Raw genomic sequence first — 18,368 nt, forward strand, 5'->3', positions numbered from 1 at the left:
AACAAATAACCCAAAAAGCAGGTTATTTGTTAATCATATAGATTTTTTCAACTTCATTTTTTATCAGCTCATTTAATTTCTTTATAAATAACGGAAAACTTTTTTGATTAATTAATTGTTGAACTGCTTGTTTTTCTGATAAAATACCGAACAATAAATGGAAATAATCATTTAGTTCGTATTGTTGCTCTTGATTGATGGCCAATAATAGAACAAGTACTACACAGTCTTCTTCCCATTTAATGCCTCGAGACGAACAATCATACCAAACCGAGATTTTAGTCTCCTTAGCATCTCGATTTAATGAATGTGGCATGGCCACATTTTGGATAATCGACGGTGAGATGGCTTCTTTATCATTAAGCGATTGAATAAATGAAGGGCAAACAATACCTTCTCTTAAAAAATCTTTCCCCATTTTGTCAATTAACCTATCCTTATGATTAATCGATAAACCTTGATAAAAAAATGTCTCATCAAAAAATTGATACGTCAGCTCTTGATAATAATCAATTTTACGCTTAATTCTTAAAGCCACAATTTTCTTTTCAATTTTTTGGATATCTAATTCCGTAATAAAAAGGGAAACATTTACAACTTCTTGATGATCAGTTCCTTTATACGGAATTGTAGAAACAATAATATCGGTATCTAATAGGTCGTTTATTTCTGAGTAGGCATCTACTAATTGATTAACGGCTATTTTATCACCATAATAATACTCTAATTTTCTAATTAATTTATTTTCTAAATGCTGATAAGAAATTGATGGTGATACAATACCTATTGTAACAGGCTCAAATTCGACTTCTTCTTCTAAAAAAACACCGAATAAAATAGATAAAAATAATAATTCCTCTTCCGGTATATCAAGGCCAATTTCATTTTTGAGCTTATTTCCTACATACAACGCTAAATCGTAGACAAGTAGATCTTTAGTATTCATTAAATTTAGCATTGGATTGTCGATTAATTCGCCTTTATTTATCCGTTCAATTAGACCATATACATGTAAAATAAAACGAGATCGAAAACCATCCATCATAAAATTAATCCCATAAACTAAATGAATATCTTTTAAAATACCATCCATTCGCTGAAGAAATGATGGCTCAATAACTTCATCTAAAATTCTCAATTCATGCGGATTAATAGTATTGCCAACAATTAATAGACTCAAGTTATCAATCTCGGCTTGCGAATACTTAAAGGAAAAAGCGAGTGAAAGTTCTTCCATAATTTCGACAGATAATTGATAACCAGTAGATTCTCTATTAACTGGTTTATTGGTTGTTAGTAACGAACAGTTTCTTTGCAATCGACTGATCGTTATCACTAAATAACGAATTAATTGCCCCATAACAAAATCAACCGTTACTAGATGACGGCGATTAAACGTTGTTTGAACAATTTGGCGAAGTATGTCTACTTCATCATCCGTTAATAAATCTTGATTTTTGAAAAAGGATGAGATAACATCGCAGCCTTCTTCTTCAAATATTTCTTTCATTAATTTCCTGATTTGTATTTCTTCGCCTGATAATTTTATGATATTGTTATTTTTTTTGATCTGCAACTCATTTTTATAAAAATAGTGTACCACGCTTTTTAAATCGTTCTTTAAAGTAGCTTCTGAGACGTTCATCTCTTCTAATACAATATCCCAATTAATCCCTTCAGGAGTCAATAAAATCTGTCTAATCAATAATTTTCTACGCTCCACAAAGTTATTCGCGGGTGAATCCAAATAGTGAAACATCACAGCTTCATAATAACTTTTTTTTAATAAGTAGCCTTTAGAACTCGATATGATAACTGGCGTTTCAAAATGTTGATTGATTCTACTGACATAGTTACGAATAGTACGAGTTGAAACAGCCATTTTTTTTGAGAGCACGGATGAAGAAATAGGTATAGAACTCTTCCTTAATTCTTCTACTAATTGAAACTCCTTCATCGAATATACCCTCCTAAACCATTATTAGTGATACCTTGATTTTACTCATTATGTTACCTTATGTAAAATGATACAATTAGATAACTATAATGCTTCATTAATCTTCTAATAAAGGAATAAGCTGTTGCATACTTTTAAAATCTTGCTCAATTGCCGATAACATATTCAATACAATTGCGCTATAGTTTTTTTCTTCTGAGGACAACTCATTTAACATCGTTATTTTTTTGCTAGAAACTAATATTGCTTGATATAAATCATGTTCTGCTTCATTCAAATAACGATAAGCGTCATCAAAATCTTTATCTAACGCACTGTCTAACGATTGATTAATTTTCTCCCTAATATCACCAATCATTAGAACTAAACGAACGGTATAATCTTCTATATATTCATTAACTGCTAATTTCATACTATTTCCTCCCCTGAAATCAATGATCTTCTCCCTAAATCAACCAATATAAATCTTTTTTACTTGTTAAACGATGCCCTCTTTTTAACTACTTGTTACAAACTATTCAATAAAACTATGTAAATAATCATCAACAATTAATACTTATAGTTTATAAGTTCTACTTCATATGTACAACTCAACTCTTTCCTATCAAATAGGAAAGTTATGTTATATATAATTAAATATTCATTATTTAAACAAGAGAATCCCATTAACCACCCGTTATTTAATACACGTTATAAAAACACGATACACAAAAAAAGACTGCTAAAGCAGTCTTTTTTTGTGCTTACTCTTTTAGTTGATTCAACTAATTTTCAGCCAGTACAGTATTAAAAGGGAGTTGTCAAAATATATAGACATGGGAGGATGGCCCATAATCTATTTGACGCTCAAGAAACAAAAATTGGGGGTAATTGATTTCTTGATTTTTAACTTTGAGAGATTACTTGCTTGGCCATAAAACGATTCATTAACTTTCTAGCACCTCATCTGCTATCAAATTGAAACCTTTTAAAATAACACAAGTTCCTCTAACTGCCTTTATCATACTACAAATCAGCATATATCCCCAAATTATACGTCACAAATAAATCAAAATATAAAAAAATTCATAATCACATCATTAATAGACGTTAGATAATACTACACGTCATGATATTTCATTATTGATGCTAATGGTGCACTCATGCTTTCTCTTACTAATCCATTCTTTTTGCTCTTTTTTTAAGTTAGCGCAGACTAACTCAAAGGACTTCGTTAATAATTGCCCTAACACCTCATCAGCAATTTCATCTTGATCTAATAGGATGGTATTCCAATGTTTTTTATTCAGATGGAAGCCTGGTGTAACAATAGTTGGATATAGTTCTCGCCATTCTTCGTTTTGCTCTGGTATATTTTTTAACGATATAGAACTAGTTGTGGTTGCTTCTGGGGACATTAAGCCAAACATCTTACCAAAAATATCGAAATAATAAACGTTCCAATCCTCACGTAAATAGACTTTGGCATAGGGAAGATGAGTTACCTGTCTGATTAAATAGTCCATCCTTTGTTGCACAGTCATAAATAGCCCCCTCACTTTCTGAATACTCTAATCTATTCTATCAGAACTATTTGTTTAAATACCAAATAAATAACTGATTAATTGCCTGTCGTTAAACTCACATGATGCGCATGTTTAATTGATTCAAGTAATGCCTCATTTAATAGTAGATCTAAAGCTGTCCGTGCTAGCAATTCCGCTGCAATACTAATAGAAGCTAGTCCTTTTTCACTTTTAGCTGCGATTTTGAATTCTTCAGAATGCCCCGCAATATACTCATCTGAAATAGAGATAGTTGGTTGAATGGTAGGAATCACTTGACTAACATTTCCTACATCTGATGAACCTAAACTAGTTGTTGCTTCTAAATCAATTTCTGATGTAGCGATATTAAGATCTTTCATATGTCTTAAAAAAACATCGTCAAACACTGGTGTGACAATAGTATCATCTACTGAATTTTGGAATAAGCCAAATTCATAACTAGCGCCTGTAGCCAGTGCCGCCCCTTTTACAATATTTTCAACTTTTTGATACACCTCATTGAGCATTTGTCGATTGGTAGCTCTCAAATAAAAACGACCGGCAGCAAAATCAGGGACGACATTAGCAGCCACACCACCAGCTGTTATAATACCATGAATATTAACATCTTTTGGCAAGTGAAGTCGTAAAGCATTAATACTATTAAAGACTTGTATTAACGCTTCTAGTGCATTAATTCCTTGTTCCGGTGCCCCTGCGGCGTGTGAGGCCTTTCCATAAAACTTAATGTCAACCGGATCATTGGCCAAACTAGTCGTTGTACGACCATACTTATGAGCTGGATGAGCACATAATGCAACATCGACATCATTGAATAACCCCTCTCTTACAAAACTTCCTTTAGCAGAACCATTTTCACCACCCTCTTCACCTGGGGTTCCATAAACACGAATTTCGCCCCCCACCTCATCAATTACTTCTTTTAGGGCTGTGGCGGCTAAAATAGAATAAACACCAAATAAATTATGACCACATGCATGTCCAATCCCTGGTAAAGCATCATACTCTGCTAAAAACACTAAAATAGGGCCGGATTTCTTTGATACATAGCGACCAATAAAACCGGTACGATGTCCCGCTACTTCAGCTTCTACAGAAAAGTCCTCCTTCATCAAGACTTTCATTAAACGATCAGATGAATAAAACTCATCATTACTTACTTCGGGATGATCATGGATATCAAGAGCAACCTCTTGATATTCTTTCAGTCGTATTTGGATCGCGTTCTTTATTCTGTCATGATAATTCATCATTATTTTTCTCTCCTTTTGTTTATTTATTGGGATAAAACTCTTTATTATATTCAGACCAATAAAAAAAGCGTCCTCGAGCAAATAACTAATCATTTGCTCGAGGACGCTTTTGCGTGTTACCACCTCTAATTTGAACGGCTCTCACGAACACGCTCCTCTTCAAGTATCATTATACTCTTGCATTCATAACGGTTGCTACCGCTAGTCCTTTGTAGTTGAAAACTAAGACTAGAAAGCTCATTGGCCATTTTCCATGATGTTTACTTTGCTTCTTTACAGCTACCGAAGCTCTCTGTTAAAGTTACTATCATGTACTCACCCGTTCATTGCTTTACATATTTAATCAATATTTTTATAATCTAACATTAATTATTCTAATCTTATTTTAATTAATTGTCAACTAGTTAAAATAAAACCGTCATGCCTAAACATGACGGTTTTATTATTACTGTTGAAATAATATATCGCTTGTAATTTTAGTCAATTGTTCAATAATTTGTTTACCTTCAGCCATGGTTTGATCATGATTCGTAAACACCGCAATTAAATACTTTTTATCACCATTCATGACCTGTCCGATACTGTTAATGACACAATCATTAGTATCAGTTAACCACCCATTTTTTAAAGCAACGTGACTAGATCCTGCCCCAACACCCCAAGCTTGATCGATATCTACTTCAGACATTAATTTTTGAATGTATTCTCTTTCTGAATCAATTAAGTAATCTGATGGCATAAATACATTTTTTAATAATTTGATTTGATCTTTTGCTGTAGTTGTTGTTTGCCCCCAATGATAATTATACGTAGAATCGTTCATTTCTAATGTATCAAATAAAGCTTGGATTGATGTTGCTTTATCTAAATAATTATCGATTAAATAGGTTGTCGCGTTATTATCACTGCTTTTGATCATGTTTTCTGCACTTTTTATTTCAAGTTCTGATAATTCAGTTTGTTCTTCCTGATGTTTATGTAATAGTGCCGTTAATACAGAAACTTTGATAACACTTGCGGTAGGAATTAAAGGCTGTTCGTGTTGATTCGTATATTGAAATTCCTGATTGGATTGCATGTCATAGACAGCAATATCAATAACCGGTGATTTATCCTTTGCGTATTCTTTCCATAGATTAATTAGCTGGTTAGATAAATCTTTTTGTTTTTGTTCTTTGTCTTGTCGTTCTTTTTCTTTCTTTTGCTGTGCTAACACTTTGGGATCAGGCTTATCTTTATTTTTATATGCCGTCATATAGTCTGAAACCTTAGCATCTAATCGCTCTGTTGCATGGACGCCCAGTTCTCCCAAAAGAATAACCGCGACAATTGTACCTGTCCACAAGAATATCTGCGCTCTTCTTTTTTGATGATTATTAAGTCTTTTTAAGTTTTTCTCTTTGTACAAATAACTCATAAAAAATAAACATATTGCAATAAACAACCACCAATATCTAAGAAAGGCAACCATTCCTACTACTATCCCCAAAAAAAGCATCATGTATTTTGTCTTATTCATTTATCAACTCACCCAACCATTATTTTATCATTTACATACTCGTCTATAATGATTGTAATATATGAGGGTAACCGTATCAACACGTTCACAAAAATGTTATATTAAATTCACAAAATATTCATATTTTATAAATTAGGTTTACATAATTATTTTATAGGAATATACATGCACATCGTATGATTCTGAATATCTTTATAACTATACCATTCAAGAATAGGGCGGCTAACATCCCGTTCTATCGTTCCCCCTCCCGAAAAAACTGTAGACCAAAAGCTAGTAATAGCTTCCTCTGTATGAGCTAATTCAATTACTTGATATTTCCCACCTGAAATACGTCGTTTATCAAAACCTTCCTCCAATAAACGATCATCTTTTTGACTAAGTTTCACTCCTACATCATACCTAAGCAACGCTGGTTCTATTTGGATGGGATCATCTAATGCTATGCCAATTAATACAGACGTTTCATCAAGATAATGCTTCCTTATCAACGTCTGTTTTACGTCTTCCATTAAGTAATGATTTTCTGTTCCATAGTGTCCTATTCGACGTTTATAGTAACTATCAAAATCTTCTAATTCTATATAGCTCATGTTGTCATCTCCCTTATTATTTGGTTGATGCCGGCTCAACACATTCAGAATAATCTATACTAAAATGAAATACAATAGAAAAAACATCCAATTACCATACGATATGTATAATGACAGGATGTTTTAAATAAATTAAGAATTGATTTACCAAAAGCCACTTACTTCTCTCTTAGTGGTTGTTTTGTAACTGAATTGTTTTACGATTACTTGAATCTTTAGAGTACTAAAACTCTTCTGTTGTGTCATACACGTAAACTTTTGTTTTACGATTACTTGAATCTTTAGAGTACTAAAACTAATACTAAGATTATGTCGATTGCACAAGTGTTTTACGATTACTTGAATCTTTAGAGTACTAAAACCATATTTACCTATAATTTTGTGCTTTTCTTGTTTTACGATTACTTGAATCTTTAGAGTACTAAAACTTAAGCGTTCGTTTGAACTCATAACCAACTGTTTTACGATTACTTGAATCTTTAGAGTACTAAAACAATATGAGCATTTACTTAATAACAAATGACGTTTTACGATTACTTGAATCTTTAGAGTACTAAAACAAAGCGCTATGTGGACGCTAGGCGCTACATGTTTTACGATTACTTGAATCTTTAGAGTACTAAAACTACCAGTTGCAGCATCACGAACGTACAAATGTTTTACGATTACTTGAATCTTTAGAGTACTAAAACGAAGTCAATGTTGATTATCTGCATAAATTGGTTTTACGATTACTTGAATCTTTAGAGTACTAAAACTGATTTGAACCTTGCTAAACCTTACTAAAAGTTTTACGATTACTTGAATCTTTAGAGTACTAAAACCATTTGCTTTTACAATCATTTTCTCGCCGAGTTTTACGATTACTTGAATCTTTAGAGTACTAAAACGAAAGTGGCTATCAAACTCACATAGAAATTGTTTTACGATTACTTGAATCTTTAGAGTACTAAAACCAGTTTCGAAAGCACCGCCACCAATATTAGGTTTTACGATTACTTGAATCTTTAGAGTACTAAAACAATCTTCAAAGATACGATCAATCGTTTCTTGTTTTACGATTACTTGAATCTTTAGAGTACTAAAACTACTTTCACGCCAACCGAAATAATTCAATGGTTTTACGATTACTTGAATCTTTAGAGTACTAAAACGTCGGTTTCGTATCTTTTTGGATAACTCCTGTTTTACGATTACTTGAATCTTTAGAGTACTAAAACGCTTTTCTATGTTCTTCCCAATATTTAGAAGTTTTACGATTACTTGAATCTTTAGAGTACTAAAACACTCGTCAAACGCTTGTGACTTGTTTGCTTGTTTTACGATTACTTGAATCTTTAGAGTACTAAAACTAGAATTATTTTTTGAACAGCCGGTCATTAGTTTTACGATTACTTGAATCTTTAGAGTACTAAAACAAGTCATGATTGGTTTAGCAGCAGTTGCTCGTTTTACGATTACTTGAATCTTTAGAGTACTAAAACAGCTTTCAAGACCGCCGTACAGAGCGCAATGTTTTACGATTACTTGAATCTTTAGAGTACTAAAACCTCAAATCCGTCGAAATGCGATTGTAGTATTAATTTAATTCTATAATGTTCGCCTTAAATTATCAATTAAATATTTAATTTCTGGTTCAGATAAGCTAGTTGTATAAAGATAATCATTATTTACGATACCTAACAACTTGTTTAACACTATTAGACTGACTAAATATTGACTATTAATATTCGGAATATCGAAACTCCCAATATAACCAAGCCATTTATTACCTGTCTCAAAAAAATCTTCATATTCAATATATTTAGAAGGATAATTGAACTTCAATCTTTCATACAAAAATTCTAAATCATTTACTTCAAACTTCACGTCATTTAAAATAGTTATATTAGAATTTTCATCCAAAGATAAATATTCTACATCAGAATGTATCATCATAAAATAAAAATTAGGAAATTCATCTGACAATGAACTCATCAATCTGTATAGTTCTAAATATTGCTTTTTAGATAAGAAATTCGGACTATCTTTAACAACTAATAAGATTCTGTCTCCCGAATTAGATAATGAATATTTTATTAAATTGATAAATACTTTTATTATCGTTATTTTATCAAAATAGGAAATATTTCTCTGATCAATTTCATCATAATAATTAATCGTAGTATTCTTTTTCAAATAATCAATCATCAACTTCTTAGAAAATTCAAGATCCATTTCAATAGAATTAAAAATATTTTCCTTAAGATATTTTTCAAAAAGGAATAGAATACTTTTACTAGCAGTATCGATTTGATTTGAAATCTCTGTGATATTTATGTCACTATTTAAGAAGTTATCAAAAATTTCGTCTAGTATTTTTTTATTTCCTAACTCAAGCTCCTTATAAATTTCTTCCATAGAGCCATAGGAAAAAAAATTGAATCGAGATTTAGAGATTAACTCGTTGTTTTCTTGAATCCAAGGCTCTTCCATACCAAAGTCTCTCAAAACCAATTCATCATACTTCTTTTTATTAAAAAATAATCCTAATACTTTTTGAATTTTTTTTATTTTATCAACATTTTGCCCAATTATTTGATTTTTTTGTCCAACTTCGATTTCAACGGTCTCTGAATGATCTAACTTTATCTTCCAAATCACTCAATCACAACCAATCTCTTATCACCAATAACTTCCTCTTGTTGACTTTTCTTTCCAACTAGAAACGTCATATCTTCATACTGCTTTTCCGTTACCATCATCAACCTTACTTCACCGTTTGGAGGCAAATATTTAGTTAGTAGTGCTTCATACTTCATAGCAAAACTCCTGTTGGGACACGTTCGTACATAAACTGAAAATTGAATCATCTGGAACCCATTGGCTAATAATGATTTACGAAAAATCCGATAATATCTTAAATCAGCCTTTGTTTCTGTTGGTAAATCGAAAAAACACATCAATCTCATAGCCGTATACCTCATTTAAATACGCTTTCTAAACTTAATAAATCAAAATTTTTTAGATTAATTTCTTTATTATCAATCATTATGTTTACAAATTTCTGAACATACTTTTCCATAATGGTTGACAATAATGTATTATTACCGTTATACACTAAACGTTGATTAAGTAAATCAATTAGAGCACGTCTATCATCCGCAGTAAGATATTCCCTCCCATTCATATACTTCACTGTCCAAGCATCCACGATAGGACGAAATGGCTCAATCAAATCATCCACTAAATTAAATTGATTATATTCACTTTTGTGAAATACTCCTAAAGCGGGGATTAATCCATAACCTGTAACTAATCTTGCCATATAAGAACGTAATATAGTATAGCCGTAATTTAACGCTCCGTTTACAATAAAGTCATCTGAACGACGATTAAATTCTAATCCAAAAAGGGTGTTGAAATATACTTTAGCCGCATGACCTTCTCGATTGCTAGAATCACCTAACTTTACTTCATTTTTTAACTTATCAAGCACCGCTATTCTTTCTTCATCACAGCCGTATCCCACTAACACTTGCTTCTGGTTTTCAATTTTCAAGCTAATTATTTCCTTCCAAATATTATCTTTCATTTCTTCTGTCCATTTTGCCTGTTTTTGAACAATTTTACTTGACCTTGAATGAGATAAAAATGGGTGATAAACACCTACAGGTAGATAATTTTTATCACAAAAAATGACTGAAATTGAATAATCAGCACATTTAGCCAATAACCTACTAGTGATTTTAGTTCGAACACTTTCTATGACAATCATAGAAATATCAGAAAGAGGAATTACGAAATCACTTTCTGAACAAATAATGTGTAAATTATCGAGCTTTAACTTTAATTCTTCTGAGTCTTTTATTAAGACTACTCGCCAGGTCAAATTACCACACTCCTTTCATTAATAAACAAAAAAACTTCTCTTGCCTAAACAAGAGAAGTAAATTCGGGATTTCCCCTTATTTTAGTAGGTTCTAAAAATTCAAGTAATCGTAAAAATTTTTTAACCTAATCACTAGTGATATGAGCGTCCTCACAATTAGATTATATCATCCGTATATTGAACGAGCAACTAAAAAATTAAACTTAAGTCTTCTTTTTTTACATGATAGATATTACCTAATATGTCCGTTCTTAATTTTTCAATAACTAAATTTTCCTTAGAAATTCCTTTTAATAATTGTCGACCTGCAGATTTTCCTAATTTTTCTAATCCCGTATCATCACCTTTTTCAAATAATGCTTTATGATAAGGTTTTAACTCAACATATCCTCTTTTTTGTGGCATCGTTCTAGATAAAAATCTAAAAATGTTGGTTTCACCATTTTCTGTATCTGTAATTCTGATAATATCATTTTTATATAACGAAAAGACAAATTCAGAATTTTCTCCTATTCCTTCTTTTATTCTTAATTCCTCATAAACACCGTCTTTAAACCCGTATTTACCACCTTTAAGAAACTGAATGTCTTTATACTTGATTCCTAATATCTCATAAACACCTTTTTGATGATTATAATATACATCAGATCGATAAGGATTCGTCGATAACAACACCACTTTTTTACTAGAATTACTTGGTGTAATATCAACACATTCATTTACTTTTTTGTTATAGTATTTTATATCTTTAATCACCGGTCCATTACCTTTTTTGCTGTATTTCTTAATTTCACCGTATTCTTGCTGATATGCAGCAAAGGGATTGTCCATATCCGAATATTGATCCATAATTTTTTCCATTAACTCGAAGGTTTTTGGATCATGGTGATACATCAAAAATTGGGTTTTGTCTTTTTTATATTTTGGTAAAAAATCTTTCTTATAAATATTAACATCATAAATATTTTTAATTTTTCCGATTGTTTTAATTTCTTTTTTCCCCTTGGCATTTTCAACTTCTCTTGTTGAATAAATAGTAGCATCGCTTATTTTGCGATTATACTTTGTATCCACTCTGTGTGAGTACTTAACGTATGGCTCATAAGCTTTTACATTATCAAAGAAATTGGGATACGGGTTTCCATAAGCTAGCTCTCCATAAACTTTTTTATCCATTTTTTCAAGGTATAGTTTTTCCTCAGTAGCATCTGAATTCGTATTATTTTCTTGTAGGGAGCTGAATTTATTTTGCCAAATCTTTTGTTGAGGAACACTTGCGACAATTAGTGCATCAATCGCATGATGGGCATAGCTTTCATCCCTATCCTTGTTTATTCGCCATTTTCTTCTAAGAGTGCTTGTATATTTTCCACGTACGATTGAAACTTGTGTATTATTTCCATGTGCTTTAAAAAATTTTTGTAATTCGTTTAACACAGTTTTGGAAGCATAACGCGTATCCACTAAGTTTCGATTAATAAAACCTTGCCTCACTTCCCATTTATTAATGTCTTCCATCATGAGTAAATTTTTTCTTTTCGATAAAGTTATTTTCTTTTTATTGTACAATTTTTCTATATCATTCCTGAAATCTTCAAAATTTCTACGGCTACTTCCGCTTAGATATTGCCAAGGTGTTCGCTGTCCTTTTACTTTATTTTCAGAACGATAGGATAACACTTTATTATTTAAACCATCATCAAACGAAACCGAAAGTGGAATAACATGATCAATTTCAAACTGATTAGGGTTATTTACCAACTCAGAAATTTTTATTATTTTACCTGAATATAGACATTTTCCACCCTGTTGATACCATAACCTTAATTTAGTATCTAAGTCTTTATGACCATGGAATACACTGTCATCACAACCATATTCTGCTTTAGCTAGATCGATAGCTTTTCTTTTTTCTTCACGATTATTTTTTTGTGCTTGTTCCTGTGCCTTCTTTTGATCTGCAAGATTAGTTTCACGAGGCATTTCGATTACAATTTTTTCAATTTCACCATAATTTTTAAGCAGTTGATTTATTATTTTTAGTGACTGATTTACTGATCTTCTAACAACTGGATTCAAGATTTCTTCGCTAATCATTTTGGTGGGTAAATATTTATACGATTTATATTTTTCTATATTTTTCTTGAAAAATCCTCGCTCCGCGAGAATTTGCATCTGATTTTTAGGTTCAATATACATATCTGCTATCATTTCATTCATGGCAAGTAACGACAAGCTGTGCCATCCTTTAATATCCTTAGAGTATTTTTTTCTGAATGAAATAATGAGTTCGATTTGTTTATCGTTAAAAATCGGTAATTTATCAGCAATGTCCCTTTTTATTCCACTTGCTTCGGTATTTAGTGTTAATATATAGCCTAATGTATCTAACTCTTCTCTACTTAAGTTATCAACAATAATTTCTTCATCGAAGAATTTCTGCATGTCACGATAGGTTTTAAAATTGTGAAACATTGGTTTGTCATCTTTTACAATAAATCCCGTAATTAATTCTTTAGACTCACCTGTAATTTTAGATATAATATTCATTACTTTAGGAGCTTTTTCATTTTTTATTTGTTTTATAATTTGTTTTTTTTGAGTCTCTGTTAACTTCTCATCATTAACACTTAAATTGTTAAGTTCATTTAACAAATCAAATTCTTGAGCGGTATAACTTATTCTTGCTCCCCTTAATTCATTGGGATAAACAGTACATTTGCCGATTAATACTTCAAATAAATTATTTAAAGTTTCTCCATTAACTTTATATCGTCCATAATCAGTCCTAGATGTTTCGGATCCAGGTCCATCAAAATATTCTCTTCTGTTACTTAATATTGAAATGTATTCATTTATAAATTCATCACTTATTTCATCATAAAAGGCTTTTTGTGTTTTTAAAATTTCTTTAGCTTCATTTACATAAGCGGATGTTGGGAAAATATTTTCATACGCATGATTATCTTTAATAATAGTTCCTCTCGTCGCCCCAAATTTAGATAAACGAGCCAATTGAATTTCACAAGGAAAATATCCTTCTAGTAATCTTTTATTCTCATTAATTGCTTCGTTTGAAACTTCTTTATCATCTGCTAAATCATCTAAATAAGATACCCCTCTTCGTTTACAAAGGTGAATCAGTGACGCACTTAATTCATCTTTACTAATTTGTTCAGTTAGTGCTTTAGTACGTACAGAATATATATTAATTATTTCTTTTCCAATTGGAAATCCATTTTTTTCTAACAATCTTTTAGCTCTAGTTAATCGATAAGTTCTGCGATTTTTTAACCTTCTAGCCCCTCTACTTTCTCTCCTGATTTTATTATTGTCTGCATCAGCCATAGGAAATAGTCTTGAACCCGCCTCAATTATATCTCCTGATTGAGCATTTATTACACCATAACCGACTGATGAAACACCTATGTCTAAACCTATTATTATCCCCATATATACCTCCTTATATTCTATTATTAATAATTATACCACCTGAATTTGTAAGCGTTATAGTTTATTTGAAATACTAAACATTAAATTTTAGAATGTTTAATAACTTGGTGTTTTTATTTTAAAACATAAAAAACCTCCCCACTCATTAGAATGGGGAGGTTTCCTAATTACACTATTTTTAATTTAGAGCTTATTTTTTTAAGTTGTAGAAAGAGTTGATTCCTTTGTATACAGCAACGTCACCTAATTGGTCTTCGATGCGTAATAATTGGTTGTATTTAGCGATACGGTCAGTACGGCTTAATGAACCTGTTTTGATTTGGCCAGCGTTAGTTGCAACAGCGATGTCAGCGATTGTTGCTATACCAATGTTTTCTCAGTGATTTAATTGTTGAATTAATTATAACAAGTATAGCCATTTTTGTAAACTACATACTAGATGTTCGACATAGTAATATTATGATAAAATAACGGTAAAATCCAAAAGAAAATTCTTAATATATTAGATTGTGATATATACTTTACTTATTAAACATAATATATGTATCCACCAACGATTAAGTATTCATATCTTGTTTTAAAGTTTTTTCATCTAAAAAGGTTTCCTTATAATTTTTTGTTTCAAAATTATTATTTGTTTCAAAATTATTAATAGTTAACTCTTTGTCATCTAGTATGTCGGAGACTAACTTACCTAGTAGCCTATTTTCATTTCTTTCTTCTATATATTTTCTCCTATGTATATGAATTGACTCTTTATCAGGAATATCTTTTAAAAGCTCCTGTAAAAAATTATTGTAACTTTTGCTATGATTCACTTGATAATAGATTTGTTCATTCAAATATTTCTTAAAAAAATTATATCTATTTTCAATATGGAAAGACTCAATAAACTTTTTTAGTCTCACTGAATGAGGATAATTCTTGTCATATACTATTTTAATATCATAGTCTAAAGAATTACCAATAAAGCTCTCAATACTCTTTTCAGAATGAATATAAAATTTATACTTATCTAAAAAGGATTCAGTAAACACATTCATTACACTATCAATGCCAATGTCCGTGCTACCTTTTAAAGAACTGTTACATTGAGAACAACTGGGAACAAGATTAAACAATGAAACTGCTAAAAAAGGATGGTGTACCTTAGGAAAGCAATGGTCTAATTCTGCACGTATTTTCCCTTTATTCTTATTCTGGTATGTATAGATATATTGTGAATTACAATAAGGACATACGCTGATTCCTAATAAAAAAGTATATAAATATGCGCACCAATCTTTCGATTCTATCCCTTCTCTTTGAACTTCATTCATATTTTCAATATTTTTAAATTTAATTACGCCAATATTCCTACACATTCTATTTTTATAAAAATTTTCTTTAAATAATTCTTCAAAGTTATTAATTAATTCAATGTCTTTTTTTCCATTTTTTTTGTAAATATCATAACACCTTGTTCTGACTTTTGAATTAAAAACCTTTTTGTCTAATTTAATGAGATAATTGCCAAATTGCTTCTCTTTTTTTATCAATTCTGAATATTCTTCTTCTATTAACAACGAATTAGCATACATAAATAGGCACTTAAATTCTTTTATAGTTAGCATTTTTTCTTTACTAACCAAATTTTTACTAATACTTATTTTCTTTTTTTTCTTTTTTTCATCTTCTTTTTTTTTATCTTCATACTCTTTTTTCGCTTTAATTAATAACTCTTTAAAATCTTTAGAAATTTCATCATCAAAATTAAAATCCCTACTGTCTTTTAGAAACATGTAAATAAATTCTTTTATAAATTCTTCTTTAAAAAAAGCATTGTGTAATTCTTTAATTTTAGGTTTCATTTCTAAAGGAATCATTTTGTTACACCATTACTTTCACTAATTTCTTTCAACTCTATCTTAATTTTATTTAACTCATTTTCTAAGTATTCTCGTCTAGCTTCTACATTTTCATTTGCTTTATAGTATCTTGATGATTCCATATTTTTAATTAATGAATTTTTAATGAAAACCTCTCCAATTTCTTCAATAATTGAATAAATATTGTTCACTTCACTTTGAGATAGTCTTTCTTGACCATTTATCTTATTTATTATCGTTTTAATAACACCTTTGCTAAAGTCTCCGATTAAGCCATCTGATAAGAAAAAACTTTCCGCCATCAATTCATTTAAATTAGCTCCAAACGTATTTATCTCTATTTTACTATGATTGTTACATAGAAAATTAACATCATCTTTTCTAATATCCGATAAAACCAGTGGAGAATGAGTTGTTAATATTATTTGAACATTTTTCCCTTTAAACTTTTTGTTAGTAAACAATAATAATTCATGGATAAATTTTCGTTGCCACTCAGGATGAAGTGTAACATCTACTTCATCTAATAATATGATAATATTATCTTCTTCTTTATCAGACAATAAGCTTAAATTCGAAAATATAGACAATAAGGAATTTGTTCCTGAACTAATACTATTCCAAGATTTATTAAAATACTTGAATATATCATTATTTAACATTTTTTTATTAGTATTTAATACTACTTTATCTTTTACAATAAAGTTAGAAATATCTATTAGGTACTTATATTCATCTACAATATCTACATCTAACCCTTTTATAAAAGAATCATAAATTGAACGTTCTTCGTTGTATAATTTATCAAAAAATATTTCACTAAACTCTTCCTCTTCACTTAAGAATAAGTCAATTTTAGTAATAATTCTATTAATATTATAGTCTGGGGCTTCATTAATCCTTTCTTTTCCAAATTTATTTTCTAAAAAATAGCGAAAATCAGTATACGCATCATTTTCTCTCTTTATCTGATTGAACAAAAAACTTTTATTAGCCGTTAATTGAAAATTAGTATGTTTAGTATTATCAACTAATTTTTCTGACTCTTTGTTTAGATAAGCATAGGCAAAACTATGCTTTTTGAAGTAAGTATCATAAGCGTTGTCTACTCTTTCTGATTCAAGTTCAATAATACTATTCAAACCAAAGCGTTCTAACATTCCTTCCTCATCATTACTAGAAATATCATTAAAAATAAATCTAATTTGATTAGCGGTATTAGATTGTTCAAGTGATTTATAATCATAAAATCCATTTATTATCAAATTGGTTAAAGAAGCATCTATGACACGACTCTTTTTTTTAGAATTTAACAAATTTGTAGATTCTAAATTATTTGATATAAACATAGATTTTGTATGTTTAATAATATTCCCCCATTGGCCTTTTTCTTTTTTTATTACATCATCAATATATAGTTCAAAATCGAATATTCTTGAAATTTTATATAAATACTCTTCATTTTCTTTAAATATAACGATAGTATTTCTATTTAATTCTTCTCCCTCTAAAATACTTATTATTTTTCTCAATAATCTTGTCTTTCCACTTCCATTTCCACCAACATTAACGGTCAAACAGTCCACCACTTCGCCATAAAAATTTTGTATAAACTTATCGCTTTTCTGTATTCTCACAAAAACTTTATTTTCATTAAATTCCGTTTCCATTTGAATACGTGAGTCGAAACAATAACTTCTTACATCTGACCCTGTCACTTCAATAATACCAACTACTGTCATTATTCGTCCTCCAGCTTTTTAAATAAAGATTGATTAAAATAGTAATATATTGAAAAAGATTCCCAAAATTCCACAGACCAATATCTAGACAGTTTACTTAAACCTCTATAAATATATCCCTCTTTATAATTAGCAAACTTATTCATTTCTTTAGTACTTATTTGTATTTTCCTTACATCTTTTAAAAAAAATACATTATGCCACTTCACATCATCTATTTCCCAGAACTCTTTTTTTATATCTTCATTAACTATTCGTTTATGTATTTTTGCCATATATACAAAACCTTGATTATTTTTTGAAAAAAATACTAAATCATTCTCGTTCATTTCTTTCCAAATATTTTCCATACTAGGTGTTGTACCCCAAAAAGAAATTTTTGAATAATCTTTTGGATAGTTTTTTTCATTTCCAAAAACTTCTTGTAATATTTCTGGATGGGATTTAAAAAAATTAATTTTTTGATTTACTTCTTCATTCTCGAAATTAATATCTATGGTATCAGTATTCTTTTCTCCCATGGGACAAAAAAATACATTTGGGTATGTAATTTTATCTTTCATCT

The 18,368-nt window shown here is 30.0% G+C and carries 13 protein-coding genes, 1 pseudogene, 1 CRISPR repeat array and 1 other annotated feature; all 14 genes and pseudogenes read right to left on the reverse strand.

The window, feature by feature from the left end; genetic code table 11:
- Positions 1 to 22 precede the first annotated feature (22 nt).
- Entirely contained in the window at positions 23 to 1,957 is a 1,935-nt protein-coding gene (locus E4Z98_RS05110) for a BglG family transcription antiterminator (protein ID WP_135254671.1), read from the reverse strand.
- Positions 1,958 to 2,054: 97 nt separating this feature from the next.
- The gene (locus E4Z98_RS05115) at positions 2,055 to 2,369 is read right to left on the reverse strand and encodes a PTS lactose/cellobiose transporter subunit IIA (RefSeq protein ID WP_135254670.1); all 315 of its coding nucleotides are present in this window, start codon (positions 2,367 to 2,369) and stop codon (positions 2,055 to 2,057) included.
- Between the two features lie 694 nt (positions 2,370 to 3,063).
- Positions 3,064 to 3,480: an MmcQ/YjbR family DNA-binding protein gene (locus E4Z98_RS05120; RefSeq protein WP_209316310.1), complete on the reverse strand. Its 417-nt coding sequence runs from the start codon at positions 3,478 to 3,480 to the stop codon at positions 3,064 to 3,066.
- Positions 3,481 to 3,557: 77 nt separating this feature from the next.
- Positions 3,558 to 4,757 carry a M20 family metallopeptidase gene (locus E4Z98_RS05125; protein WP_135254669.1) on the reverse strand — a complete coding sequence of 400 codons (1,200 nt, stop codon included), beginning with the start codon at positions 4,755 to 4,757 and terminating at the stop codon, positions 3,558 to 3,560.
- A gap of 96 nt (positions 4,758 to 4,853) precedes the next feature.
- Positions 4,854 to 5,093 (reverse strand) — a binding site (T-box leader).
- Between the two features lie 109 nt (positions 5,094 to 5,202).
- A complete protein-coding gene (locus tag E4Z98_RS05130) occupies positions 5,203 to 6,276 on the reverse strand; it encodes a serine hydrolase (RefSeq protein WP_135254668.1) in 1,074 nt (357 codons plus the stop codon).
- A gap of 146 nt (positions 6,277 to 6,422) precedes the next feature.
- Positions 6,423 to 6,869 carry a GyrI-like domain-containing protein gene (locus E4Z98_RS05135; RefSeq protein ID WP_135254667.1) on the reverse strand — a complete coding sequence of 149 codons (447 nt, stop codon included), beginning with the start codon at positions 6,867 to 6,869 and terminating at the stop codon, positions 6,423 to 6,425.
- A 194-nt stretch (positions 6,870 to 7,063) separates the two neighbouring features.
- Positions 7,064 to 8,419: a CRISPR direct-repeat array (repeat unit 36 nt; unit sequence GTTTTACGATTACTTGAATCTTTAGAGTACTAAAAC).
- Positions 8,420 to 8,459: 40 nt separating this feature from the next.
- Positions 8,460 to 9,512, reverse strand: coding sequence for a CRISPR-associated protein Csn2-St (gene csn2-St / locus E4Z98_RS05140; protein WP_135254666.1), 1,053 nt, complete (start codon positions 9,510 to 9,512; stop codon positions 8,460 to 8,462).
- A complete protein-coding gene (cas2, locus tag E4Z98_RS05145; RefSeq protein WP_135254665.1) occupies positions 9,509 to 9,835 on the reverse strand; it encodes a CRISPR-associated endonuclease Cas2 in 327 nt (108 codons plus the stop codon). The genes csn2-St and cas2 overlap by 4 nt, the downstream gene beginning before the upstream one ends.
- A complete protein-coding gene (gene cas1, locus E4Z98_RS05150) occupies positions 9,832 to 10,740 on the reverse strand; it encodes a type II CRISPR-associated endonuclease Cas1 (protein ID WP_135254664.1) in 909 nt (302 codons plus the stop codon). The genes cas2 and cas1 overlap by 4 nt, the downstream gene beginning before the upstream one ends.
- A 189-nt stretch (positions 10,741 to 10,929) precedes the next feature.
- On the reverse strand, positions 10,930 to 14,193 hold the full coding sequence (cas9, locus tag E4Z98_RS05155; protein WP_135254663.1) for a type II CRISPR RNA-guided endonuclease Cas9: 3,264 nt from the start codon (positions 14,191 to 14,193) through the stop codon (positions 10,930 to 10,932).
- A 190-nt stretch (positions 14,194 to 14,383) separates the two neighbouring features.
- Positions 14,384 to 14,554: pseudogene (locus E4Z98_RS05160) on the reverse strand (phosphopyruvate hydratase); the annotation flags it as partial.
- A gap of 196 nt (positions 14,555 to 14,750) precedes the next feature.
- Positions 14,751 to 16,058 (reverse strand): hypothetical protein, encoded by a 1,308-nt coding sequence (locus E4Z98_RS05165; RefSeq protein ID WP_135254662.1) that lies wholly within the window; start codon positions 16,056 to 16,058, stop codon positions 14,751 to 14,753.
- Positions 16,055 to 17,803, reverse strand: a complete 1,749-nt coding sequence (locus E4Z98_RS05170) for an AAA family ATPase (protein ID WP_135254661.1) — start codon at positions 17,801 to 17,803, stop codon at positions 16,055 to 16,057. Before E4Z98_RS05170 ends, E4Z98_RS05165 begins: the two co-directional genes overlap by 4 nt.
- Positions 17,803 to 18,366 carry a hypothetical protein gene (locus tag E4Z98_RS05175; RefSeq protein WP_135254660.1) on the reverse strand — a complete coding sequence of 188 codons (564 nt, stop codon included), beginning with the start codon at positions 18,364 to 18,366 and terminating at the stop codon, positions 17,803 to 17,805. The genes E4Z98_RS05170 and E4Z98_RS05175 overlap by 1 nt, the downstream gene beginning before the upstream one ends.
- Between the last annotated feature and the right edge of the window lie 2 nt (positions 18,367 to 18,368).

This window comes from Vagococcus xieshaowenii, from assembly GCF_004792515.1.
GTDB lineage: Bacteria > Bacillota > Bacilli > Lactobacillales > Vagococcaceae > Vagococcus_A > Vagococcus_A xieshaowenii.

Coding starts and splice junctions, on each gene's coding strand:
- E4Z98_RS05175 (WP_135254660.1), bottom strand. CDS start 18,366: ATGAAAGATAAAATTACATACCCAAATGTATTTTTTTGTCCCATGGGA.
- E4Z98_RS05165 (WP_135254662.1), bottom strand. CDS start 16,058: ATGATTCCTTTAGAAATGAAACCTAAAATTAAAGAATTACACAATGCT.
- E4Z98_RS05110 (WP_135254671.1), bottom strand. CDS start 1,957: ATGAAGGAGTTTCAATTAGTAGAAGAATTAAGGAAGAGTTCTATACCT.
- E4Z98_RS05170 (WP_135254661.1), bottom strand. CDS start 17,803: ATGACAGTAGTTGGTATTATTGAAGTGACAGGGTCAGATGTAAGAAGT.
- E4Z98_RS05115 (WP_135254670.1), bottom strand. CDS start 2,369: ATGAAATTAGCAGTTAATGAATATATAGAAGATTATACCGTTCGTTTA.
- E4Z98_RS05135 (WP_135254667.1), bottom strand. CDS start 6,869: ATGAGCTATATAGAATTAGAAGATTTTGATAGTTACTATAAACGTCGA.
- E4Z98_RS05130 (WP_135254668.1), bottom strand. CDS start 6,276: ATGAATAAGACAAAATACATGATGCTTTTTTTGGGGATAGTAGTAGGA.
- E4Z98_RS05120 (WP_209316310.1), bottom strand. CDS start 3,480: ATGACTGTGCAACAAAGGATGGACTATTTAATCAGACAGGTAACTCAT.
- cas2 (WP_135254665.1), bottom strand. CDS start 9,835: ATGAGGTATACGGCTATGAGATTGATGTGTTTTTTCGATTTACCAACA.
- cas9 (WP_135254663.1), bottom strand. CDS start 14,193: ATGGGGATAATAATAGGTTTAGACATAGGTGTTTCATCAGTCGGTTAT.
- E4Z98_RS05125 (WP_135254669.1), bottom strand. CDS start 4,757: ATGATGAATTATCATGACAGAATAAAGAACGCGATCCAAATACGACTG.